The sequence below is a fragment of the Nocardia sp. NPDC057668 genome (assembly GCF_042799795.1).
Taxonomy (GTDB): Bacteria; Actinomycetota; Actinomycetes; order Mycobacteriales; family Mycobacteriaceae; genus Nocardia.
The window spans coordinates 756135-778391 of sequence record NZ_JBHVIC010000004.1 but is presented as its reverse complement, the minus strand read 5'-3'; the positions used below and the strand labels follow the sequence as shown (position 1 = coordinate 778391).

Annotated in this window: 21 protein-coding genes; 10 read left to right on the top strand and 11 right to left on the bottom strand. The window is 68.1% G+C overall.

From position 1 onward, the window contains the following. From ACFVBH_RS27565 to ACFVBH_RS27530, 8 genes are all read left to right on the top strand, one after another. On the top strand, nucleotides 1–480 hold a 480-nt coding region (locus ACFVBH_RS27565; RefSeq protein ID WP_379005866.1), incomplete at its 5' end, for an SDR family oxidoreductase. Further along, nucleotides 477–1364 (top strand): NAD(P)-dependent oxidoreductase, encoded by an 888-nt coding sequence (locus ACFVBH_RS27560; RefSeq protein ID WP_379005864.1) that lies wholly within the window; start codon nucleotides 477–479, stop codon nucleotides 1362–1364. The genes ACFVBH_RS27565 and ACFVBH_RS27560, both read left to right, overlap by 4 nt. Beyond that, entirely contained in the window at nucleotides 1361–2830 is a 1470-nt protein-coding gene (locus ACFVBH_RS27555; RefSeq protein WP_379005862.1) for an FAD-dependent oxidoreductase, read from the top strand. Before ACFVBH_RS27560 ends, ACFVBH_RS27555 begins: the two co-directional genes overlap by 4 nt. Nucleotides 2831–2866: 36 nt before the next feature. Beyond that, complete coding sequence (locus tag ACFVBH_RS27550) at nucleotides 2867–3721, top strand: LLM class F420-dependent oxidoreductase (RefSeq protein WP_379005860.1); 855 nt, start codon at nucleotides 2867–2869, stop codon at nucleotides 3719–3721. Between the two features lie 53 nt (nucleotides 3722–3774). Next, nucleotides 3775–4653 (top strand): SDR family NAD(P)-dependent oxidoreductase, encoded by an 879-nt coding sequence (locus tag ACFVBH_RS27545; protein ID WP_379005858.1) that lies wholly within the window; start codon nucleotides 3775–3777, stop codon nucleotides 4651–4653. Nucleotides 4654–4742: 89 nt separating this feature from the next. Continuing rightward, nucleotides 4743–6278, top strand: a complete 1536-nt coding sequence (locus ACFVBH_RS27540) for an aldehyde dehydrogenase family protein (protein ID WP_379005856.1) — start codon at nucleotides 4743–4745, stop codon at nucleotides 6276–6278. Nucleotides 6279–6301: 23 nt separating this feature from the next. Then, nucleotides 6302–6811 carry an SRPBCC family protein gene (locus tag ACFVBH_RS27535; protein ID WP_354984912.1) on the top strand — a complete coding sequence of 170 codons (510 nt, stop codon included), beginning with the start codon at nucleotides 6302–6304 and terminating at the stop codon, nucleotides 6809–6811. A 196-nt stretch (nucleotides 6812–7007) separates the two neighbouring features. Then, the gene (locus ACFVBH_RS27530; protein WP_379005854.1) at nucleotides 7008–7334 is read left to right on the top strand and encodes a transposase; all 327 of its coding nucleotides are present in this window, start codon (nucleotides 7008–7010) and stop codon (nucleotides 7332–7334) included. A 67-nt stretch (nucleotides 7335–7401) separates the two neighbouring features. On the opposite strand, the gene ACFVBH_RS27525 is transcribed toward ACFVBH_RS27530, so the two are convergent. Continuing rightward, nucleotides 7402–8130 (bottom strand): hypothetical protein, encoded by a 729-nt coding sequence (locus tag ACFVBH_RS27525; protein WP_379005851.1) that lies wholly within the window; start codon nucleotides 8128–8130, stop codon nucleotides 7402–7404. 299 nt (nucleotides 8131–8429) lie between these two features. On the opposite strand from ACFVBH_RS27525, the gene ACFVBH_RS27520 reads away from it, so the two are divergent. Then, nucleotides 8430–9401 (top strand): oxygenase MpaB family protein, encoded by a 972-nt coding sequence (locus ACFVBH_RS27520; RefSeq protein WP_354984907.1) that lies wholly within the window; start codon nucleotides 8430–8432, stop codon nucleotides 9399–9401. 98 nt (nucleotides 9402–9499) lie between these two features. On the opposite strand, the gene ACFVBH_RS27515 is transcribed toward ACFVBH_RS27520, so the two are convergent. After that, entirely contained in the window at nucleotides 9500–10297 is a 798-nt protein-coding gene (locus ACFVBH_RS27515; RefSeq protein WP_354984906.1) for an SDR family NAD(P)-dependent oxidoreductase, read from the bottom strand. Between the two features lie 287 nt (nucleotides 10298–10584). On the opposite strand from ACFVBH_RS27515, the gene ACFVBH_RS27510 reads away from it, so the two are divergent. Then, on the top strand, nucleotides 10585–11949 hold the full coding sequence (locus tag ACFVBH_RS27510) for a wax ester/triacylglycerol synthase family O-acyltransferase (RefSeq protein ID WP_379005848.1): 1365 nt from the start codon (nucleotides 10585–10587) through the stop codon (nucleotides 11947–11949). Nucleotides 11950–11964: 15 nt separating this feature from the next. Here the strand turns inward: ACFVBH_RS27510 and ACFVBH_RS27505 are convergent, their stop codons facing one another. The 9 genes from ACFVBH_RS27505 to ACFVBH_RS27465 all read right to left on the bottom strand — a co-directional run bounded on the left by ACFVBH_RS27505 (nucleotide 11965) and on the right by ACFVBH_RS27465 (nucleotide 22252). Further along, on the bottom strand, nucleotides 11965–13206 hold the full coding sequence (locus tag ACFVBH_RS27505) for a TetR/AcrR family transcriptional regulator (RefSeq protein ID WP_379005846.1): 1242 nt from the start codon (nucleotides 13204–13206) through the stop codon (nucleotides 11965–11967). Between the two features lie 216 nt (nucleotides 13207–13422). After that, a complete protein-coding gene (locus tag ACFVBH_RS27500; protein ID WP_354984903.1) occupies nucleotides 13423–14670 on the bottom strand; it encodes a TetR family transcriptional regulator in 1248 nt (415 codons plus the stop codon). Then, on the bottom strand, nucleotides 14667–15365 hold the full coding sequence (locus ACFVBH_RS27495) for a hypothetical protein (RefSeq protein ID WP_379005843.1): 699 nt from the start codon (nucleotides 15363–15365) through the stop codon (nucleotides 14667–14669). The genes ACFVBH_RS27500 and ACFVBH_RS27495 overlap by 4 nt, the downstream gene beginning before the upstream one ends. A gap of 9 nt (nucleotides 15366–15374) precedes the next feature. Then, the gene (locus ACFVBH_RS27490) at nucleotides 15375–16553 is read right to left on the bottom strand and encodes an MCE family protein (RefSeq protein ID WP_379005841.1); all 1179 of its coding nucleotides are present in this window, start codon (nucleotides 16551–16553) and stop codon (nucleotides 15375–15377) included. After that, on the bottom strand, nucleotides 16550–17689 hold the full coding sequence (locus ACFVBH_RS27485) for an MCE family protein (RefSeq protein ID WP_379005839.1): 1140 nt from the start codon (nucleotides 17687–17689) through the stop codon (nucleotides 16550–16552). Before ACFVBH_RS27485 ends, ACFVBH_RS27490 begins: the two co-directional genes overlap by 4 nt. After that, nucleotides 17686–18792 carry an MCE family protein gene (locus ACFVBH_RS27480; RefSeq protein ID WP_354984899.1) on the bottom strand — a complete coding sequence of 369 codons (1107 nt, stop codon included), beginning with the start codon at nucleotides 18790–18792 and terminating at the stop codon, nucleotides 17686–17688. The genes ACFVBH_RS27485 and ACFVBH_RS27480 overlap by 4 nt, the downstream gene beginning before the upstream one ends. Further along, the gene (locus tag ACFVBH_RS27475; protein ID WP_379005837.1) at nucleotides 18792–19817 is read right to left on the bottom strand and encodes an MCE family protein; all 1026 of its coding nucleotides are present in this window, start codon (nucleotides 19815–19817) and stop codon (nucleotides 18792–18794) included. Before ACFVBH_RS27475 ends, ACFVBH_RS27480 begins: the two co-directional genes overlap by 1 nt. Then, nucleotides 19808–20830, bottom strand: coding sequence for an MlaD family protein (locus tag ACFVBH_RS27470; protein WP_354984897.1), 1023 nt, complete (start codon nucleotides 20828–20830; stop codon nucleotides 19808–19810). The genes ACFVBH_RS27475 and ACFVBH_RS27470 overlap by 10 nt, the downstream gene beginning before the upstream one ends. Nucleotides 20831–20833: 3 nt before the next feature. Next, on the bottom strand, nucleotides 20834–22252 hold the full coding sequence (locus ACFVBH_RS27465; RefSeq protein ID WP_379005834.1) for an MCE family protein: 1419 nt from the start codon (nucleotides 22250–22252) through the stop codon (nucleotides 20834–20836). Nucleotides 22253–22257: the final 5 nt, after the last annotated feature.

Genomic DNA, 22257 nt, shown 5'->3' with positions numbered 1-22257 from the left:
GCCGCGATCTACGGCGATATGAAGCTGAATCTGCTGCTCAGTGTCGACTGGGACTACTACAAGAAGTTCATGAGCGTGAACATGGACGGCGCGCTCATTGTGACCCGGGCGGTGTGGAAGCACATGCGTAAGGCGGGTGGTGGTTCGATCGTGAACCAGTCCTCGACTGCCGCGTGGACGTACTCGAGCTTCTACGGGTTGGCCAAGGTCGGGGTGAACGGGCTGACCCAGCAGTTGGCTACCGAGTTGGGCGGGGCGAACATTCGGGTGAACGCGATCGCGCCGGGTCCGATCGATACCGATGCGACGAAGAACGTGACTCCGGATGTGATCGTGGAGGACATGGTCAAGCGGTTGCCGCTCAAGCGGATGGGTACCCCGCAGGATCTGGTGGGGGCGTGCCTGTATCTGCTGTCGGATGACGCGTCGTGGGTGACCGGGCAGATCTTCAATATCGATGGCGGGCAGGTCATTCGATGACGAGTGAATCGGCTCCCGCGCCGGTCGGGTTCATCGGCCTCGGCAATATGGGCGCTCCGATCGCCACCCGGCTGCTGGCCTGGCCGGGCGGGCTGACCGTCTGCGACGTGCGCCCCGAGGCGACCGCCCCCTTCACCGAGGCCGGCGCGCGGGCCGCGAGCACTCCGGCGGAGCTGGCCGAGCACGCCCGGGTGATCTGCGTGACCGTCATCGACGACGCACAGGTCACCGAGGTCCTCACCGGTCCGCAGGGCATCCTGCGCACCGCCGTGGCGGGCACCGTCATCGCGGTGCACTCGACCATCAGCGATCAGACCGCGGAGAAACTGGCCGCGGTGTGCGCCGAGCACGCGGTGGAATTCGTCGACGCGCCGGTCAGCGGTGGCGCGGGCGCGGCGCAGCGCGGCAGCCTCGCGGTCATGGCCGGCGGGAGTGATGCGGCCCTGGCCGCCATTCGAGAGCCGTTCGCCTGCTTCTCCGATCGGCTCGTGCACACCGGGCCGGTCGGCACGGGCACGCGCATGAAGCTGGCCCGCAACCTGCTGCACTTCGTGTCGTTCACCGCGGCCACCGAGGCGCAGCGTCTGGCCGAGGCGGCCGGACTCGATCTCTCGGCGCTGGGCAAGATCGTGCGCCATTCCGACGCCATCACCGGCGGTGCGGGCTCGATCATGTTGCGCGACACCACCGCACCGATCGATCCCGACGACTTCTGGTTCCCCATCCTGGGCCACGTCCGCAACCTGGGAGAGAAGGATCTGTCCCTGGCCGCGGATCTGGGCGACCGCCTCGGGGTCGACCTGCCGCTGACCCGGATCGCACTGGACAACCTGGCCGCCGGACTCGGCGTCGCGAGGCCGGCACTCACCTCGGAGAACTCATGACCGCGGACGCGACAACCGCTGACCCACTGCGCAGTTCGGACATCACCGACTGGTCCGCCACCGCCGACGTCGTCATCGCCGGCTACGGCATCGCCGGGGTGTGCGCGGCCATCGAGGCCGCCCGCGCCGGGGCGGATGTGCTCGTGCTCGAACGCACCGGCGGCTGGGGTGGCGCGGCGGCCCTGGCGGGTGGATTCGTCTACCTCGGCGGCGGCACACCGCTGCAGCGCGCACTCGGATTCGAGGACAGCCCCGAGCAGATGGAGAGCTTCCTGCTCGCCGCTGTCGGCGAGCAGGCCGACCCGGCGCGCATCGCGGACTACTGTCGCGGCAGCGTCGAGCACTACCACTGGCTCACCGACTGCGGCGTCCACTTCAAGGAGGAGTTCTGGGGCGAGCCCGGCTGGGAGCCGCCGCAGGACCAGGGCCTGATGTACTCCGGCGGCGAGAACGCCGCGCCCTTCCACACCCTCGTGCCCCCGGCCCCGCGGGGCCACGTCCCGCAGATGCAGAACAAGCGCACCGGTGAGCGCGGCGGCGGCTACATGCTGATGAAGCCGCTCGTCGAGACCGCCGAAAAGCTCGGTGTCCGTATCGAATACGACCTGCGCCTGCAGCGGCTGATCGTGGACGAGGACGGGCGTGTGGCCGGCATCGCCGCCCGGCGCTACGGTCAGGACCTGGCGGTCGCCGCCCGGCGCGGCGTCGTGCTGGCCACCGGCAGCTTCGCCTACAACGAGGACATGGTCGCCGCGCACGCGCCGCGCCTGATCGGGCGGCCCGCGGCGGCGATCGAAGAACACGACGGCATCGGCATCCTCGTCGCACAGGCCGTGGGTGCGCAGGTCGAGGCCATGGACGCCACCGAGGTCGCGTTCTTCGGGGACCCGCAGCTGCTGGCCCGCGGCATCCTGGTGAACGGGGACGGGCAGCGGTTCATCGCCGAGGACACCTATCCGGGCCGGATCGGGCAGGCCGCCCTGATCGAGCAGGACAACAAGGCGTTCCTGGTCATCGACGAGGCCGCGCACGACGCGGGATCGAAGACCACCACGGCCACCCCGTTCTTCCGCCAGCAACCGACCTGGGTCGCCGAGACGGTCGCCGAACTCGAAGGCGAGATGGGGTTGCCCGCGAATTCGTTGCAGCACACCGTGTCCGCGTACAACGAGCACGCCGCCGGGGGCGCAGATCCGGTCCAGGGCAAGAAGTCCGAATGGCTGACCCCGATCGGATCCCCGGTGGCCGCGTTCGACATGCGCGGGTTCACCGCCGGGTTCCCCCTGGGCGGATTGCGCACCGATCTCGACGGGCAGGTCCTGGACCTGACGAACACTCCGATTCCGGGCCTGTACGCCGCCGGGCGCTGCACCGCGGGGATCTGCACCGGCGGTTACGCCAGCGGCGCGTCCCTGGGCGACAGCAGTTTCTACGGCCGGCGCGCCGGTCGCGCCGCCGCCCGGTGACCACCGCACCGCACTCACGAAAGAGGTAGGCCCCGTATGCGATTCGGAGTCGTACTGTTCACCAGCGACCGCGGCATCACCCCCGCGGTCGCGGCCAAGGCCGCCGAGGAACGCGGTTTCCGGTCCTTCTTCGTCCCCGAGCACACCCACATCCCGGTCAAACGCGAAGCCGCGCACCCCGGAACCGGCGACGCCTCGCTGCCCGATGACCGCTACACCCGCACCCTGGACCCGTGGGTGTCACTGGCCATGGCCGCCGCGGTCACCGAGACGATCGAGCTGTCGACCGCGGTGGCCCTGCCGGTCGAGCACGACCCGATCACCCTGGCCAAGACCATCGCCACCCTCGATCACCTCTCCGGCGGGCGCGTCACCCTCGGGGCCGGATTCGGCTGGAACACCGACGAACTCGCCGATCACGGGGTGCCGCCGAACAAGCGGCGCACCGTGCTGCGCGAGTACATCGAGGCCATGCGCGAGCTGTGGACGCGCGAGGAATCCAGCTACGCCGGGTCGTACGTGAACTTCGGGCCCAGCTGGGCCTGGCCCAAACCCGCCCAGGCGCATGTCCCGGTGCTGATCGGAGCCGCGGGCACCGAGAAGACCTTCGAATGGATCGCCCGCACCGGCGACGGCTGGATCACCACCCCGACCGAAACCGATATCTCGGCCAGAATCGCACTGCTGCACAAGATCTGGGCCGATGCCGGGCGTGAGGGCAAGCCCCGCGTGCTGGCGCTGGACTTCAAACCGGACCGGGACCGACTCGTGCGCTGGTCCGAAGACGGGGTCACCGACGTGATCTACGGCCTGCCGGACAAGTCCACCGAGGACGTGCTGGCGTACCTGGACCGGCTCAGCGCGAAACTGACCGCCATGGACCTGCCGTAGGACACACTCGTTCGACACGTCGTGCCGCGTTGCGGCAGTGAGGATCTCGCACCATGCCCGAAGAACATCCACTCGCGGGCCGCGCGGCCGTGGTCGTGGGCGGCGCCAGCGGTGTCGGCCTGGCCGTCGCGCGGGCGCTGGCCGCGCACGGCGCGGGCGTGGTCATCAACTCGCGTGATCCGGACGCGGTGCACCTCGCGGCGGAATCCGTGGTGAGCGATGGCGGCCGCGCCGTCGGGGTCGCGGGCTCGGCCGCCGACGAGAGCGTGGCCGCCGAACTCGTCGCGGCCTGCGAGCGGTCCTACGGCGGCGTCGATGTGCTCGTGAACTGCGCGGGCATCGCCGAACCGCCCGGTTCCTCGATCCTCAACGTCACCACCGACCAGTGGCGCGAGCTGCTCGATTCGCATCTGACCACGGTGTTCAACACCTGTCGCGCGGTCGCGCCGCTCATGGCGGCGCGCGGGAGCGGATCGATCGTCAACACCGGATCCTTCGCCTACCTGGGCGACTACGGCGGCACCGGTTATCCCGCGGGCAAGGGCGCGGTCGCCAGTCTGAGTTTGGCGCTGGCGGCGGAGTTGCGGGAGTCGGGGGTTCGCGTGAACACGGTCTGCCCGGGCGCCAAGACCAGGCTCTCGACCGGTCCGGAGTACGAGGAGCACATTCGGACGCTGCATCGGCGCGGGCTGCTGGACGAAGTGAGCATGCGGGGCTCCCTGGACGCCCCGCCGACCGAGTACGCCGCGGCGCTGTATCTCTTCCTCGCCTCCGAGGCCGCGAAGGAGGTGACCGGTGAAATCTTCATCGCCGCCGGTGGTTTCGTCGGCAAGTTCGAACGGCCGGGCATGGCGATGCTGGGTTACCGCGATCACGCGAGCGAGCCGCCGTGGTCGATCGAGGAACTGCGCAAGCTGACCGACCCGCGCTGAGCGGCCCGCCGCTGGTGCGGGCAGCTCAGCGAAACACCCTGTGCGCCGGTCGGATCGCGGCTCGGCGCCGCCCCGTAGAAGGAGCCGACATGGCCATCGTCAGTGCCGTTGCGAACCCGGACGGTGACCGGCGCCGGCTGGCGCTGCACAGCCCGGTGGACGGCCGCCCGATCGACGAATTGCTCGTCGACGGTGCGGCCGAGGTACGCGCGGCGGTCGAGCGCGCTCGGGCCGCCCAGATCGATTGGGCCGCACGCAGTATCGCCGAGCGGGCCGTGATACTGCGCAAGGCGGTCGGAGTGATCAGCGCGCGTCGCGCCGAGATCGCCGACACCATCACCCTCGAGACCGGGAAGCCCCGGGTCGAAGCGCTCGGCGTGGAGATCGTGCCCTCGTGCGACTTCCTCAACTACTGGGCCACGCGCGCGCACCGCACCCTGCGCCCGCATCGCCAGCGCCTGCACGGGTACCTGCGCCCGTTCAAACAGCTCTACATGCAGTATCAGCCGCTGGGCGTGATCGCGGTGATCACCCCCTGGAACGCGCCGTTCGTGCTCACGCTCAATCCCGTTGTCCAGGCGCTGTTGGCGGGCAATGCCGTGGTCTTCAAGCCGTCCGAGGTCACGCCGCGCTCGGGGGAGTGGGTGGCGCGGGTCCTGCATGAGGCCGGAGTGCCGGCCGACGTCGTGCAGGTGCTGCACGGTGACGGGGAAACCGGTGCCGCACTGGTCGATGCCGATATCGACAAGGTGTGTTTCACCGGGAGCGTCGGCACCGGGCGCAAGATCGCGGGCCGATGTGCGGAACGATTCGTCCCCTGTTCGCTCGAACTCGGCGGCAAGGACGCCATGATCGTGTGCGCCGACGCCGATCTCGAGCGCGCCGCGGGCGGTGCGGTGTACCTGTCGATGTTCAACACCGGTCAGGTGTGCATGAGCGTCGAACGGATCTACGTCGTGGAGTCGGTTGCCGACGAATTCATCGAACTCGTCACCCGCAAGGCCGCCGAGATCACCTACGGGCCGGGCGACCAAGATATGGGGCCGCTGTTCTGGGATCGGCAGCGGGACCTGGTCGCCGGGCACATCAAGGACGCGAAAGATCGAGGCGCGCAAGTGCTCGTCGGCGGCGACGTGGGTGAGGGCGACGGTTTGTACTTCCAGCCGACCGTGCTCGTCGACGTCCACCACGGCATGAAGATCATGTCCGAGGAGACCTTCGGCCCCGTCGCGGCCATCGTCCGGGTCCGGGACGAAGAGGAAGCGATCCGGCTCGCGAACGACTGCCGCTACGGGCTCAGCGGGTCGGTCTTCACCAGGGACCGTGCGCGCGCCCGCCGCATCGCCGCCCGCCTGACCACCGGATCGGTGGTGCACAACGACGCCGGGGTCATCTACGGCTGTCCCGAAGCGCCGTTCGGCGGCCGCAAGGACAGCGGCCTGGGGCAGGTCAACGGCGTGTACGCGCTGCGCGGCTTCACCCACGCCCAGCCGGTGCTGCTGGACCGCTGGCAGCCCAAGCGCGAAAGCATCTGGTATCCCTACACCGCCAAGACGACCCGCGATCTCGACGATCTGATCCGCGTCGGCTTCGGCACCCGCCTGCTCCGCCGCATCCTGTCCTGAACCCCACCCCCGGAGGAATCCCCATGGGCACCCTGCACCCCTGCCGCCCCGTCGATCTGACCTTCATCGCCACCGCGCCGCATCGCTTCGCCAACACCGTCGAGTTGAACGTCACCCCCGCACAGGTTTTCGAGGTCCTGGCCGAGGCCGACTCGTGGCCGCTGTGGGCGTCGGTGATCACCGGCGTCACCTGGACCAGTCCGGCTCCGCACGGCGTCGGCACCACCCGCACCGTGCGGATGCGGGCCGGCATGGTCGGCAACGAGGAGTTCCTGGCCTGGAATCCCAACACCCACATGGCGTTCCGCTTCAACGAGTCCGGCACCAGCGGCATCACCGCCTTCGCCGAGGACTACCGGATCGTCCCCACGGCCACGGGCTGCCGCCTCACCTGGACCCTGGCCATGAGCGGTGACAAACCCACCGATATCTCGCTGCGCCTGTTCGCCCCCGTCATGAATCTGACCTTCCGCAGATTCCTGCGCAACCTGCGCACACTCACCGATAAGCGGTTCAGCACAGCCGCGGCGTGACACGCGCCCTCGGGTATTGACGAAGTGCGGTGCGCGCGTTCAAACTACCAACCAGTAACCGGACAACCATGTCCGCTGGTGTGCGAGAACAACGGCCACCGTGCTCACCGATCCACCTCCGGCAACCTCGGTTGGCGCCCACACCGGCCGGGTTCGCCGGCCGGTGTGTGTCCCGCTCGAGGAAGACGTCACCACCATGACAAGGCGCTATCCGACCGAGGTCCGAGAGCAAGCCGTCCGCCTGGCCCTGGAGGCCCTCGACGAGTTCACCACCCCCTACGCCGCCGCCCGCGCGATAGGCCCCCAGGTAGGCGTCCACTACGAAACCCTCCGCGTCTGGGTGAAAGCGGCCCTGGCCCAACGCGCCCGCTCCGGCGCCACGGACCTCTCACCCACCGAACGCGCCGAGCTCCTGCGCCTGCGCCGCCAGGTCCGAGACCTCCTGCAAGCCAACAACATCCTGAAGTCGGCCCGCCGCCCCCGCCCGCCCTGCGCCGCCCAGTCCTGCGCCTACGTCTTCTGATCGGGCGATTCACGGCATGCCTCGGCCGGGTCCGGCGTACGGGCACGGGGTGGCACTCCGATTCCTCTCAATCCGTGTCTTCTTGATAGGCCACGGCAAAACGGACGCAGAGGAGGTGGTCCAGCATGGGCCCGACCGGCTCCGGTGGATCGAGAGCGAAGTTGTGCAGCACAACGCCGTCGCCGGGCGCCAGGTCGGACGACACACAGCCGTGTACTCGGCTGTAGGTGGTGACCAGGGGGAGCAGGCGAGTCGAATCGGGAACGTCCGTCCACTCCGGTACCCCGTCCGGGCAACCGTTCATCTCGGCGAAGGTACCCATACGCCGTGGCTGGACGGGGCCGAAGGACATCTCGTCGGGAGCGGTGAATCCGGCATGCACCTCGTGCAGGAACGTCCGCAGCGGCTGCGGAACACCGTCCCACTGTGGTGGTGCCGACTCGCCGAAAGTCGCCGGGTCCCAGCCTATCCAGCACAGCACGTACCGCTGTGCATCATCGAAGTGCTCCAGCGCGTAGACCAGTACCCACTCGTGGTCCAAGCGGCCGATCCGCACGTCCGCGAGCTCTGCGCGCAGGTGTGCCGCGAAATCGGGAACGAACTCGAGGAGGGCGGTGTTCCACAGGCGCAACGCTGCCAGACAGCGGGCCTGCGAGGTGGTTGCGTCGGTGATGTCTCGCCACTGATCGGGAACCGTTGCCAGGTCCGGAGAATCGGAATCCACCAGCGATACGATCCGGGACTCGTGATCGACCTGCCGCAGCCCTCGCTCCACTTCGGCGACGGTCACCACCATCGGATCCCCCTTGGTCAGTGACTTGTTCGCGGTGGAAGTCTCAACATACTGCCCGTGGGTTCGGGGCAAGTATGTTACTGCTGAATCCTACTTCGCTGCACGGACACCCGGGCTCCGTCGAGTGGAAGAGGTCACATTTCGTCATTGACTGCTGACTCATCTCCAGTTAAGTTAATGACAATTCTTGCTTGTACGCACCGTCGCGGAGGGGGAGATATGTGGGCGTTTCATCGCGTCGGCGGATCGGTGTCCCTGTGCGGCATGATCTACCCGCGCCGCGCTATCGAGGGATGAGACCCATGACTGCTGCTCCTGACCCGAGTTCCCTGTCCGGACCGCACCGCGAGCCCGAGGTGAAGAACCGATTCGCCCTTGTCGGCGGGGAACCCGACGCGGGGCGGGTGCGGTTGACCACCGAGCAGACCCGCATCCATATCCCGGCCATTCATCGGTCGGCGACCAAGAAGCCGCCGCAGCTGCACGACGCGCTCGACTTCTGGCAGTTCGCGGGGGCCGCGGCGAACGTGGCCATGCAGCTGTCCTCGCCCGGGGTCGGGCGCGGGGTCGTGGAGAGCACCGTCGAGTCGGGGGCGCTCATGGTGCATCCGTGGAAGCGGTTGCGGACCACGGCTTCCTATCTGGCGGTGGCCATTCTGGGGACGCCGGCGGAGAAAGAAGAGTTCCGGGAGGCGGTCAACGTCGCGCACCGGCAGGTGCGATCCGCGCCGGGAGCGGCGGTCAAGTACAACGCCTTCGATCCCAAACTGCAGATGTGGGTCGCGGCCAGCATCTACATCGGCTTCGAGGACTCGTACCAGCTGTTGCACGGCAAGATGGACGCCGAACAGGCCGAGTCGTTCTACTCGACCTCGTCGACCCTGGGCACCACCCTGCAGGTGCGCGAGGCGATGTGGCCGCAGAGCCGCGCCGAGTTCGACACCTACTGGAACGAGGCCTGCGCGCAACTGTCGCTGGACGCCGACGTCGCCAAGATGATCGACGACCTGGTGCACCTGCGCATGATCCACTGGTACCTGCGGATCATGTTCGGCGGCCTGCTGCGCTTCCTGACCACGGGCTTCCTGGCCCCGCACTTCCGCGAGCTCATGGGCGTGCCGTGGACCGAGACCGATCAGCGGCGATTCGAGAATCTGTTCCTGTTCGTCGGTTTCGTCAACCGCTTCATTCCCAAGTTCATTCGCTTCTCCGGCACCAAGACGATGATGCGGGACGTGCAGCGGCGCATCCGCAAGCAGAAGGCGCTGATCTGAGCGTCCGGCCGAACGCCGGATGACCGGTGGGCGTCCCGTCGACGGACGGGGCGCCCACTCGCGTTTCGCGCGGGCCGAGGCGCGACACCGCGCGGGAATCAACCGCGCGCGAAGCTCGCGCCGAAATCGCTGCTGACCTTGTCCGCGCCGATCAGGCGCTGGATGGGCGACAGCAGGCCGGGCGCGAGGCACCCCATCATCGCGCCCAGTCGCAATTCCAAGGGCGCGACCACGATCTCGTCGACGTCGTCGCGAATCGCGCGCACCACCGCCGCGGCGACGTGTTCGGGTGCGAGGGTGCGGATTCCGAGTGGCAGCGAGGTCCCGCTGTCGGCGAACATCCCGGCGGACCTGATGAAACCGGGCTCCACGATCGACACCCCGACCCCGTGTTCGCCCATTTCGTGGCGCAGGCCCAGCGCGAACCCGCGCAATCCGAACTTCGTCGCGTTGTAGACGCTGGCGCACGGTGCGGGCAGCTGGCTCGCGATCGATCCCATGAAAACCAAATGCCCGTCGCCGCGTTCGCACATGGCCGCGCCGAAGGCGTGCGCGAGCGTCATGGGCGCGCGCAGATTCACCCCGACGGCCATCTCGATCCGCTCCGGCGTGAACTCGCGCAGCCGCCCCGCCGCCGGGACGCCGGCGTTGGCGATCAGCACGTCGACGGGACCCGCGGCATCGCGCAGCCGGGCGGCCGCGCCCGGCTGCGCCAGGTCGGCCGTGATCACCTGCGCATCGAATTCCGTTGCGAGCGAGTGCAATGCGCCCGCGCGTCGCCCGGTGAGCACCAGTCGCGCGCCGTGCGCGGTGAGTTCGCGGGCGATCGCGCGGCCGATGCCGCCGGTCGCGCCGGTGAGTAGCACTGTCGCTCCGGCCAATTGCACCTTGGGCATGGGAGTTCTCCTTTCGGGCCGTCGGCAACAGCGGCGATCGGCGCACTCGAGCGTTCACGATCAACGGCAGGCAGCGACTCACGGATGGCCACCCCCTGGCCGATAGCCATGGACTATGGCACAGCCGGTCCTGTCGTGCAAGGGCCTTAAGGAGAATTGACAGTAACTTACTATCACATGTGCATGTGAAAAAGGCTGTGCAATAGTTGTTTTCGTTTACATCGAAAGGCAGCGTCGCCGATCAACATCAGAGTCAAGACAAACTTAACTGCCCGAGGAGATGTGCGATGGAGTTCCTGAGCCCGCTCGACACCGTGTTCCTGGCCGGTGAAACCCGAGAACATCCCATGCATCTGGGCGCGATTCAGCTCTACGAGCCGCCCGCGGACGCCCCCGGCGATTTCGCGACCGCACTGTTCGGCAGCATGATCGCCGAAGGCGCGGTGCAGCCCATGTTCGGCAAACGCCCGGGCCGCCCGCTGGGCTTCTTCACCAACCTCACCTGGGACCGCGACACCCGCGTGGACCTGGACCACCACCTGCGGCGCTCGGCGCTCCCGGCCCCCGGCGGGCTCGGCGAACTGCTCACCCTGGTGTCCCGGCTGCACGGCGATCTACTCGACCGGCATCGCCCGCTGTGGGAAGCCCACCTGATCGACGGCCTGGCCGACGGCCGGTTCGCGGTCTACCTCAAGCTCCATCACGCCCTCATCGACGGCATGAGCGGTCGCCGCCTGCTGCACCGCACGCTGAGCACCGACCCCGCGGACACCAGGCTGCCGGTGCCCTGGGGTCCGGCCGGGCCCCGGCGCGACTCGGCGCCGGCATCGACCGCCGCGACGGCCCTGAACCTGCTGCGGGAGGGTCTGAACGAGGTGCGCACCGCGCTCCCGGCCCTGGCCCGTGTCGCGAATACCGTGCTCTCCGAACCGCTTACGCTGCCGATGACCGCCGCCCCGACCATGCTCAACGTCCCCATCGGCGGCGCCCGCACGGTGGCGGTCGGCTCCTGGCCGCTCGAACGAATTCGACTGGTGCGCAAGGCAACCGGATCCACGGTCAACGACGTCGTGCTGGCCATGTGCGCGGGCGCGCTGCGTGCCTACCTGGCCGAGCGATCCGCGCTGCCCGACGGGCCGCTGACCGCCATGGTGCCGGTCGCCATGCGCAGCGCCGACCAGGCCGACGCCGGCGGCAACGTGCTGGGCATGATCCTGGCCGATCTGGCCACGCACGTCGAGGATCCGGCCGAACGCATTCGCCTGATCAGCGAATCCACCGCCGCGGGGAAGCGAATCCTGGCTCAGCTCAGCAGAACTCAGGCGCTGGCATTGTCGGCGGCACTGCTGGCCCCGCTGGGAGTCGTCCAGATTCCCGGGTTCCACCTGCTGCCCCGGGTTCCGTTCAACATCATCATCTCCAACGTGCCCGGGCCGACCGAAGCGCTGTACTGCCGGGGCGCACGACTGGACGGCAACTTCCCCCTCGGCATCCCGTTCGAAGGCCAGGCCCTGAACATCACCGTGGCGACCAACGCCGACAACCTCGACTTCGGCATCGTCGGCTGCCGGCGTTCGGTGCCGGATCTGCCACGACTGCTCGACCACCTCGACAACGCCCTGGGCGCATTGGAAGAGGCGGTCGGCGCGTAAGCGGAATCGAGTCGATCAGGCCTCGCGACCGAACAGAATCGCGCGCATCAGGTGTGCCACACGGGATCTGGAGCACGCCGGATTCGCCGACCCGTAGCGCCGGCCCAGATCGACCACGAGGGTGAGCGCGGTGTGCACCAGCAGCCGAGCCTCCTGCGGCGCGAGCTGCGGTCGCGCCGCCACCAGCAGCTTGGCCCATTCCTCCACGTTGAGTCGCTGGATATTGCGCAGCAGGGTGCGCTCGGCGGGATCGACATTGCCGATCTCGGCGTAGTACACGAACGTCAGCTCCCGGTCGGCGAAGGATCCCTCGACATACAGCTCGATCAGCCGGTTCAGCGCCTGCTGGGGGGAGTCGGACGCGGCGACCGCCGGGCCGATGGCGTCGGACACCAGCCGGGCCGCGCGCCGGAAAGCCGCGGTGAGGATGTCGCCCTTGCTGCGGTAGTACCGGTACACCGCCGAGGGCGCCGGCAGCTGCGCGGCCACGGCGATGTCCTCCACGCTGACATTGGGGTAGCCGTGTTCGTGAAAGAGCTTGATCGCCTGCCGCAGTAGCAGTTCCGGCGTGAAGGTCGAGGGCGTCTCGGCCTGCTGATTCGCGACGCCGGCCTGCTGTGCGGGAAGGTCGCAGTGCGCGACCGCGATCGCCGCGGCGCGCAACCTGCGGCTCATGGTCTTGACCGGCAGGTTCACCTGGTGATCGCCCAGGCTGCCGATGATGCTGAACAGGGCCTGCGCGAGAACGGCTTTGTCGTCCTCGTCCAGCTCCGGCCGGAAGCCGCTGAGCAGGGACCTGCCCGCGGTGTGCACGGCCGCCAGATCGGCGCTGAGCGCGAGGCGATCCTCGGGCTGGAGGTAGCGGCCCTGCCAGCGCAGCAGCGAAGCTCCCCGGCGATTGGCGATCGAGGCGCTCAGCAGCGCGTCGAAGGTCAGGTTCGCGCGGTCGGCCACGGGCCGCTCGCACTCCTCGGCCGAGAGCCGGACCGATTGGGCGCACACGGTTCCCAGTCGCAGTGTCTCCTCGCAGAACAGCGCGTACTTGCTGGGGTAGTGGCGGTAGAGCGCGGTGGAGCTGATGTCCAGCCGCGCGGCGATGTCGTCCATGCTGACGCCGTGGTACCCGAGGGTGCTGAAGGCTTCGGCGGCGGTGGCCGCGATCATCGCCCGCCGGTTCTTGGGTCGCCGGCGCACCGGCCTGGGCTGTTCGGCAGCCGCTGGAACCTCCTGGATCTTGCGATCGGCACCCGCTGTCATGCACGCGATGGTAACCGAATGAGAGCCCCGTTTCCGGCTCCGAGAGGAATCGATCCAGGAATGAACTTTAGATCACATATGTGTAGCGTTCTCGGCGAATGTGACGATGTGTAGCCCACATTGAAGCAGCTAGAGCTAGAAAACACTCGAGAACGCGTTTCAATTGACCAAGATCAGGGTATTGGAAGCTGCAATAACATAATGCTGCCGCCCAGCCTACGTTCGCACACCGGGAGAAGCCGGTTCGCCGCGGCCGAAGAGCGCGGACCGCATCAACTCGATGACCCACGGCAGCGGGCAGGCCCGTTCGTCGTCGCCGAACACCCGGCCGTAGTCCACCACCATGCCCAGCGTCGCGTGGACCAGGATCTGCGCCTCGGCCTGAGTCAGTTCCGGACGGACGGCGAGCAGCAGCCGCGCCCACTCGTCCACCACGAGACGGTGCACGGTGGTCAGCGGCGTGAGCTCTTCCGGCGGCAGATGGCTGAAATCGGCGTAGTACACGTACGCCAATTCCCGATCCGCGAACGCGCCCGTGGCGTACACCCGCACCAGCGCCGAGAGCGCTTCGGCCGGGCCCGCCGTATCGGTGATCGCCGCGCCGATGGCGACGGACATGCGATCCGACACCCGCCGGAAGGCGGCGGTCAGCAGATCCCCCTTGCCGCGGAAGTAGCGATACACCGCCGACGCGGCGGGAAGGCCCGAGGCCGCCGCGATGTCCTCGACCGTCACGTTCGGATAGCCGCGCTCGTAGAACAGGTGAATCGCCTGCTGCAGCAGCAATTCGTGTTTGAGACCCGCCCGCACCGGCGCCTGCGTCACGGCCGCCGGCGGGGGCGGCGTGCGCAGTTCCATGGTCGCCATCGTCCAGCACATCGACTTCAGCAGCGCCTTCATCGATTTCACCGCCAGCACCGCCCGATGATCACCGACACTGCTGACCGCGCTGAACATCCCCACCGCGCGCACCCGGCGCTCACGGTCGGTCAGTTCGGGCCGCACCTCACCGATCAAACCGCTCAGCAGCGTGATGGCGGTGGCGAAACACCTTTCGAGAGTGAGCCTTTCGGGCTCGGCCAGGTACCGGGTCTCCCAGCGGGTGAGCGCGACCGTGGGCCGGTTCGCGATCGTGCCCGAGACGATGCCCTCGATCGCCAGGTCCAACCGCCGGTCCGGCGGCCAGCTCGCGGCCGCCGGGGGCAGGGTCGCCGCGGCCACGGTCGCCGCGCCCAGGCGCAGCAACTCCTCCGCGAACAGCGCGTGCTTGCTGGGGTAGTGCCGGTACAGCGCGGCGGAGCTGACATCGAGGCGAGCGGCGATGTCCTCCATGCTCACCCCGTGGTAGCCGAGTTCGGCGAAGGCCGTGGCCGCGACCTCGGCGATCTGACTGCGCCGGTTCTTGGGGCGGCGGCGGATCACCCGGGCCCCGGGTTCGGGCGCCGCGGCCCGGGCGGGCTTCACGATTGGGGCAGTTGCGCCAACGGCGAGTTCACCTTGTTGACCATCCATTTGTCACCCGACCGTTCCAGCCACAGAATCATCGACAATTGCCCCGGCGCGGGCTGGCCCTTCGTGCCCAGACTGGTGATCGTCTGCCCGATGACCACGACCGCCTCGGCGGAATTCTCGTCACCGGTCCGGATCGCGCACTGCACGTCGTCCGCCTTGGCCGTCACCTCGCCCTGCACGAGCACCTCGCGCAGATCCTTACTGGTGGAGTCGAACTGCTTGCGCCAGTCGCCGGTGGCGCCGTCGAGCACGGCGGCGAAGTAGGCATCCAGGTGCTTGGCGTCGTAGGTGACCAGCACCGGCGCGTACTTGCAAGCGGCCTCGCGCGCGGCCTCGTGCGCCGCGAGCAGGTCCTTGTGGTGCTCGTTGCGCTGGTACAGGAACACGCTGGATCCGACCGAGGTCACCAGGGTGAGCGCCACCGCGGCGACCGCGGCGATGCGCCCGGTCCGGCCCAGGGCCGGGACGGTCCAGGGAAAGGCGCGCTTGCGCCGGGACTCCGCCTCGGTGTTCGCCTCGGACTCCACCTCTGCCTGATCGGGCTGGGACGCAGGCGTTTCCGTGGCCTCGACGCTCTCCTGCGCGGACTGCTCATCGCCGGCCTTTGCGAGCACGGTTTTCTCGGGAACGGCTTCACTCTCGCTCATGGAGCTCTCCTATCTGCCCGGGACGGGCTGGGACAACGCGTTCGGGTCCGCGCCGGGCGGTGGGTTCGCGCCGTTGTCGGGCACGTTCGGACGCGGCGCGTTGGCCGAGCCGCGAATCTGCAGGGCGGGATTGCTGGTGACGCAGTAGTTGTAAAGCCTTACCCGCGTGTCGGTTTGGATCTGCGAGGGCGCTACCGGGATGGTCTCGTACTCGCACCACGGGCGCGGCCACGGATCGACCAGCGTGTGGTACGCGCCGTCGTGGGCGGGGATGCCGACCGCCTCCGACCCCGCTCGCAGGGCCGGGAACAGGGCCGTGATCGCGGGCGCCCGCAGTTTCGCCGCCTTGGTGATCGCGACGAAGTTCGTCACCAGATTCGTGATGGGGTCCTGGGTTTCGCTGATGAACCCGCCGATCGTGGACAGCTGCCCCGGACCGTTCTCCAGGAATGCGCGCAGCTCGGCGTCCGCCGCGGTGAACTGCGCGAACAACGCGGTACCCGCGGAGGTGATGGTGCCCAGATCCGGTTGCGCGTGCGAGGTCGTCTCCCCGATCACGATCAAGTTCTGCAACAGCTGCCGGGTTTGCGGCAGTAGATCGTTCAGCCCGGACATCGCCCGGCTCAAACCGGAGATCATGTTGCGCAACTTGTCCGGACCGCCGGCCAGTGCTTTGTCCAGTTCGTCCACGATCACGGTGAGCCGGTCGGGGTTCATACCCCCGATGAATCCGGCCAGGTTGGACAGCACGGACTGCATCTGGACGGGAGTCGAGGTGCGCGCCCGTTCCACGACCGCACCGTCCCGCAGGTAGGGCGCCGAATCGGAGTCGGGCCGGAAATCCAGGAACTGCTCACCGGCGGCGGAGAGCCGGCCGACCGCGACCGTGCCGCCCTCGGGAATTCGGACGGTGTCTTCGATCTCGGCGACCGCTGCGACGCCGTCGCCCTCGACCCGGATGGTGGAGACCCGGCCCACCGGGGCGCCGCGGAAGGACACGTCGTTGCCTTCGACCAGGCCGCCGGAGGACACCAGCAGCACGGTCACCGAATAGGTGTGCGGTACCGGATTGAACCGGAGCACGCTGGTGCCGAGATAGGCGCAACCGGCGACCAGCACGACCACCAGGCCGATATTGGCGACGAAGATGCGCCGGCGCAGCAACCATTGCCACAGTGGGGGATTCATCGTGGTCCCTCCTGGCCCGCGTCCTGCTGTTCCGGTGCGGCGGGCACCGGCTGTACCGGGCTGGTGAGTCGCCCGAAGACCTTCTCCAGCACCTGGACGAAGCTGCCGATGAAGGCGGGTACGTCACCGACTTCGGGCAGTCGGCTGCCGGTGGGATCGGTGATCGCGCCCACGCTCAGGTACGAGACGATCGCCGAGACCGCGAGCGTCGGTCCGCGCATACTGGCGACCACGCGCGGCGCGACGGTGTTCAGCCCGCTGAGCATCGGGGTCAGCTCGCCGGACTGGGCGAACGCGGCCATGAGCTGCTGGATGCTGTCGAACAGCCCGACGAAGTCGTCGCCGCTGGTGTCGCTGAAGTCCTTCAGGGCCGCCATCGTGGTGGACACCTTGGTCAGCAGATCCACGATCCGCTGATTGTTCTCGGTGAACAGTCCGATCAGTTCCGGGAAGGTATCGGCTGCCTGCCCCAATTCGGCCTTGCGCGAAGCCAATTCGCCGGTCAGCACATTGAGTCCGCCCAACACGTTGTCCAGATCGCCGGTGCGCTGGTTGAGGGCGGTGATGACGCTGGTCATCTCGGTGAGCAGATGCGCCAGCTGCGGGCCGCGCCCGGCGAACATGGAGTTCATCTCCGAGGTGATGCGCGCGGCCTGGTTGATGCCACCGCCGTTGATCAGCATCGAGATCGACATCATCAGCTGCTCCACCGACGCGCCGGCGGCCGTGCGGTCCGTGCCGATGGTGTCGCCCTCGCGCAGCAGCTCACCCGAGTCCTGCTTCGAGGGCAGGGCCAGTGCGACGAACATGTCGCCCAGCGGCGTGGCCTGCCGCAGTTCGACGGTCGTACCCCGCGGCAGCGGGATGTCCTCGCGGATGAGCATTTCCACGTCGGCGATGAAGTTCGTCGAGGTGATGTTGGTGACGACGCCGACGTCGGTGCCGCCGATCTTCACGTGCGCGCGATCGGGCAGGTTCAGGGCATCGCGAAAGCTCGCGTGAATGGTGTACCCGGGTGCGCCGATGCCCGGCTTGGGCATCGGCATGCTGCTCAGGGTCACCGCGCAGCCACTGGTGCCGATCATGGTCGCGGCCGTGATGCCCAGGGCCGCGGCGGTTCTGGTGAGTCTGATCATTTCTTCTCCGTGATACCGAGCAGGGCCGCGGTCAGACCGAAATCGGGGCCCATGTCGGCGACCTTGCCGGTGCGGCAGCCGTCCAGGCGCAACTGGATCCGTTCGCAGAACGTCGACAGGATCTCGCCGTCGACCACGGACTTGTCCAGCAGGCCGTGCAGGCGCAGCGCCCGGTGCTCGACGCTGGTGGCGTTGGCCAGGTTCTGGAACATCAGCGGCCCCACGTCCACGATCTCGGTGAGTCCGCGGGCATTGGCGCGCATCTGCTCGGTGATGCCCACGAATCGGGTCATCGCCCCCGCCAGCTGATCCCGGTTGTTCCCGACCAGGGCGGAGGTGTTGTTGACGAAATCGTTGAGCTGGGTCAGCACCGCCTGCAGGCCGGGGGACTGCTCGCCCAGCAGCGCCACCAGCTGGGTCAGCGTGCCGCTGAAATCGCGCACGGTCTGGTCGTTCTGGGCGATGATCTGGGTGATGTCGTTCAGCTTGACGATCGTGTTGGCGATCTGGTCCTTGTTGGCGATGGTCACCTCGAAGGCCGAGGACAACGCGTCCAGCGTCTCGTGCAACCGGTCACCGTTGCCGTTCAGCAGCGGGAACAGCACCCGGCTGGCCATCGGCCCGGTCTCGTTGTCACCCTTGAGCGCCGCGCCGAGCTGATCGAAATTCTCCAGAATGCGGTCGAGTTCGACGGGAGTTCTGGTGCGCTGCAACGGAATATGCGAGCCCGACGCGAGGGTCTCGCCGGTGCCGTTGTAGGCGGGGGCGAGCTCGACGTGCCGGTTGGTGATCAGCTGGGGGTTCACCAGAGCGGCGATCGCGTCGGCGGGAATCTTCACATCGGATTCGATGCTCATCACCACCTCGACGTAGCTGCCGCGCGGTGTCACCGATTGGACGGTGCCGACCGGCACGCCGAGCACCGCGACCTCGTTGCCGGCGTAGAGCCCGGCGACGTTCTCGAAGTCCGCGCTGATCCGCATCTGCGAACCCAGGTACTGCTTCGGAACCCCGGTGATGGTGTCCGGCAGCATGGAACAGCCCGTGGCCAGCAGCGCCGCGCAGCACAGCGTCGCCAGCTTGGCGGTAAGACGGCCTCTCATCAGTTGCACCCCTGAATCGCCTGTGCGAAGCACAGCCAGTTGTCCGGAAACAGCCACGGCGCGTACACGTTTCCGTACCGCCCGTCGCCCAGCACGTTGTTGAACTGCCGCAGGGTCACCGGCATGATCTCGTAGAGCCGGTCCAGGTTGTCGCGGTTCTTCTCGAGGCCCTCGGACATGGTGTTCAGGTCCGTGATCAGCGGGCTGATCTTGTCGTTGTTCTCGACGCCCATCTCCTGCAGCAGCTGCGAGAGGGAGGCGACATTGTCCAGCAGCCGGCGCAGCAGGTCCTGCCGCTTCTGCACCGCGCTGCCGATCGCCTGGCCCTGGGTCAGCAGCAACAGCACGCTGTTCTGGTTGTCCGAGGCCAGCTGCGAGACCGTGTCCATGCTCTTGAGCAGCGTGTCCACCGCGTCGCGCCGATCGTTGACGACCTTGGCCAGCGATCCGATGCTGTCCAGCGCCTGCACCGCAAGTTCGGGTGACTCGCCCATCTGCGCGCTCACCGCGTCCAGCGCCGCACGCAGCTTCTGCGGGTCGATGCCCTCGATGCGCTCGAAGGAGTTCGAGTATTTCGGATCCTGAACCACCTTGCTCAGGTTGTACGGGACGGTGGTGTTCTCGATGCGAATGCGATTGCCCGGCAGCCCTTTTCCATCGCCCGGGGTCAGCTCGATGTGCAACCGCCCGAGGATGGTCGACATCTTCACCGCGGCCCGGGCATCGGGTCCGAGCTTCAGGTCGTGCCGCACTCGCAGGTCGACCACGACCTTGTCGCCCTCGAGGCGCACCGCGCCGACCTGACCGACCTCGATCCCGGAGATGTCGACGGTCGCGCCCGGCCGCAGGCCGGCGGCCTGCGCGAACTCGGCCTCGACCGTGATGTCGCCCAGGCGCGCCTGCTTGATCAGGATCGAGCCGAGCAGCAGCGCGACGACCAGACCCGATGCCAGCAGCCCCGCGCGCAGGTGCTTATTGGTCAGCACACTGGAAATCAACTCGCCCACACGCGTAATCACCGGCATACCTCCGATTGCGAATCGCCGCCGACCTGGGAGAACAATCCCGGCGGTAGCAGGACGCCCCACAGCGACACGTCCAGGCGGCACAGGTAGGCGTTGCCGTAGGCGCCATAGCTGGAGAAGCGCGCGATGGAGTTGAGCATCTCGGGCAACTGCACCGCCGCCTCGTCCAGCGCCGCGCCGTTGAGCAGCAGCAGCGTCACACCGTCGGTGGCGTCGTTCTGCGCCCGTGCCATGCCGGGTTTGACCATCGTCACGATCCGCACCAGTGAGTCGGTGGCCGTGGCGATCTGATCCACCGACCCCTTGAGCGCCTCGCCCTGGGAGTAGAGCCCCTCCATGAGCGAACGTGTCTGGGTGATCAGGGTTTCCAGCTCACCGCTGCGATTGGCCAGACCCGCCATCACGCTGCTGAGGTTCGTCAGCACGTCGCCCAGGATCTGGTCGCGCTGGCCGAAGGTGCCGGCGAGTTCGGCTGCCTGGGTGATCAGCGCGCTCAAGGACACGTTGTTGCCCTGCAACGCCTGGACCAGGGTCTCGGACAACGAGTTCACCTGATCGGGCTGCAGCACGGTGAACAGCGGCTCGAACCCCGACAGCAGTGCGGAGACGTCGAAGGACGGCTCGGTCTGCTCGATCGGGATCTGGTCGCCGGGCCGCATCGGCGATCCCGCGTCCGTGCCGGGCATCAGTGCGACATAGCGCTGGCCGATCAGATTCTGGTAGCGGACAAGGGCTTTGGTGGTGGTGGTCGGGTGCTGATCGGCTTCGATGCGGAAGTCCACGCGGGCGCGGTACCCGTCGGTGAAGTCGATCTTGTCCACCCGGCCGACCCGGACACCGGCCATGCGGATGTCGTCACCGACGCGCAACCCCAGCACGTCGGAGAACACTGCCGAATAGCTGTGGGTGTCACCGGGAACCGAGCGGTGCAGGGTCGACCACATCGTGTAGGTCAGCACGGATGCCAGCACCGCGAACAGGCTGAATCCGATCAGTGCTCTTTTCGTTTTCATAACTCACGCACCGCCTTCCGGCGCATCGGAGATCTCGACGTACCCACCGCGCAGCACGGAACCGAGCAGCAGGGTCTGTGCCATGTTCGGCGTGCCGCCCACGATCGCCGCGACCGCGGCATCTCCGCGCAGCTCGCCAGGGTTGCCCGCGGGGACGCGCTGGGACGCCGGCGCGGTGATGCCCGGGATGGCGGGCAGCCCCGGAATCGAAGGCAGCAACTGGGTTCCGGCCGGGGCGCTGGGCAGGCTCGGCAGACCGGGCACCGTCGGCAGGGTCGCCACCGGGGCGGGACCCGCGGCCGACAGGTGCTGCGGCAGCATCTGCTGCGGGTACTCCTGCACCGGCGCGGCGTCCGGCACGGTCGACCCGCCGCAGCGCGGCCCGGCCTGATCGCCGTAGCGCGGGCAGTCCGCGGCGGTGTACTGCTGGAACGGCGTCAGCGAGACGTCCATCTTCCACACCATCTGCTTCTTCGGCCCGAAGGTGAACACCGTCTGCAATTGCGCCAGTGCGGCATTGAGATTGCTCACCGCGTACGGAATGGCCTGCGGGTCCTTGGCCAGACTGCTGAACAGCTCGTTCAAGCCGGAGACCAGGAACTTGCCGGAGTCGGGGTTCGCGGCGAACAGGCCGTTCACCGTGTCGATGGCGCTGCCGCCGTTGGTCAGCAGGGCGACCATCGCCGCGCGCTGTTCGGTCAGGGTCTTGGCCGTGGTCACCGACTCCGACAGCACGCCGACCAGTTCGGGGGCGGACTGGCTCAGCGCGGTGGCGGCGCGGCCGAGATCGCCGAGCATCCCGCCGATTCCGGGCACGGCGTGCACCTCGGTCAGCCAGTTGTCGAGCCGCTCGATCGTCGAGCCCGGTACCCGGGAGCCCGGGTCCAGCGCCGCGGACAGCGTCGCCAGCACCCGGCCGAGCTTCTCGGGCTGGATGTTGTTCAGCACGTCGCGCAGCACATTGAGCGTGGTCTGCAACTGGATCGTCGCCTCGCTGGTGTCCTCGGCGATGGTCGAACCCGAACGCAGCTTGTCGGTGCCGGCGGGCGTGTTGTCCACCAGCTCGATCGCGGTCACGCCGAACAGGTTGTTCGGGATGACCCGCGCGGTGACGTTGGCCGGAATCGTCCCGGCCAGAGCGGGTTTCAGCCAGATCGAGGCCTGCTGGCGCGCGCCCTTGGCCGCGATCTCGACGTCGACCACCCGGCCGACGATGATGCCGCGGAACTTCACGTCGGCGTTGGCGGGCAGGCCGTCGCCGGTGCTGGTGAGCTGAGCGGTGACCGGGACCTTGTCCTCGAAACGCCCGTTGTACCGCATGACCAGCAGTAGCAGCGCCAGGACGAGGGCGAGCAGCATGGCCAGGCCCGCCAGGGTCAGGTCGCGGGCGCTGGGCCCGCGACCGCTGGGATCGAGAATCATGGTGC

Coding starts and splice junctions, on each gene's coding strand:
- ACFVBH_RS27560 (WP_379005864.1), top strand. CDS start 477: ATGACGAGTGAATCGGCTCCCGCGCCGGTCGGGTTCATCGGCCTCGGC.
- ACFVBH_RS27545 (WP_379005858.1), top strand. CDS start 3,775: ATGCCCGAAGAACATCCACTCGCGGGCCGCGCGGCCGTGGTCGTGGGC.
- ACFVBH_RS27470 (WP_354984897.1), bottom strand. CDS start 20,830: ATGAAAACGAAAAGAGCACTGATCGGATTCAGCCTGTTCGCGGTGCTG.
- ACFVBH_RS27535 (WP_354984912.1), top strand. CDS start 6,302: ATGGGCACCCTGCACCCCTGCCGCCCCGTCGATCTGACCTTCATCGCC.
- ACFVBH_RS27530 (WP_379005854.1), top strand. CDS start 7,008: ATGACAAGGCGCTATCCGACCGAGGTCCGAGAGCAAGCCGTCCGCCTG.
- ACFVBH_RS27490 (WP_379005841.1), bottom strand. CDS start 16,553: ATGAATCCCCCACTGTGGCAATGGTTGCTGCGCCGGCGCATCTTCGTC.
- ACFVBH_RS27515 (WP_354984906.1), bottom strand. CDS start 10,297: ATGCCCAAGGTGCAATTGGCCGGAGCGACAGTGCTACTCACCGGCGCG.
- ACFVBH_RS27540 (WP_379005856.1), top strand. CDS start 4,743: ATGGCCATCGTCAGTGCCGTTGCGAACCCGGACGGTGACCGGCGCCGG.
- ACFVBH_RS27505 (WP_379005846.1), bottom strand. CDS start 13,206: ATGACAGCGGGTGCCGATCGCAAGATCCAGGAGGTTCCAGCGGCTGCC.
- ACFVBH_RS27520 (WP_354984907.1), top strand. CDS start 8,430: ATGACTGCTGCTCCTGACCCGAGTTCCCTGTCCGGACCGCACCGCGAG.
- ACFVBH_RS27510 (WP_379005848.1), top strand. CDS start 10,585: ATGGAGTTCCTGAGCCCGCTCGACACCGTGTTCCTGGCCGGTGAAACC.
- ACFVBH_RS27475 (WP_379005837.1), bottom strand. CDS start 19,817: ATGCCGGTGATTACGCGTGTGGGCGAGTTGATTTCCAGTGTGCTGACC.
- ACFVBH_RS27555 (WP_379005862.1), top strand. CDS start 1,361: ATGACCGCGGACGCGACAACCGCTGACCCACTGCGCAGTTCGGACATC.
- ACFVBH_RS27550 (WP_379005860.1), top strand. CDS start 2,867: ATGCGATTCGGAGTCGTACTGTTCACCAGCGACCGCGGCATCACCCCC.
- ACFVBH_RS27480 (WP_354984899.1), bottom strand. CDS start 18,792: ATGAGAGGCCGTCTTACCGCCAAGCTGGCGACGCTGTGCTGCGCGGCG.
- ACFVBH_RS27465 (WP_379005834.1), bottom strand. CDS start 22,252: ATGATTCTCGATCCCAGCGGTCGCGGGCCCAGCGCCCGCGACCTGACC.
- ACFVBH_RS27525 (WP_379005851.1), bottom strand. CDS start 8,130: ATGGTGGTGACCGTCGCCGAAGTGGAGCGAGGGCTGCGGCAGGTCGAT.
- ACFVBH_RS27485 (WP_379005839.1), bottom strand. CDS start 17,689: ATGATCAGACTCACCAGAACCGCCGCGGCCCTGGGCATCACGGCCGCG.
- ACFVBH_RS27495 (WP_379005843.1), bottom strand. CDS start 15,365: ATGAGCGAGAGTGAAGCCGTTCCCGAGAAAACCGTGCTCGCAAAGGCC.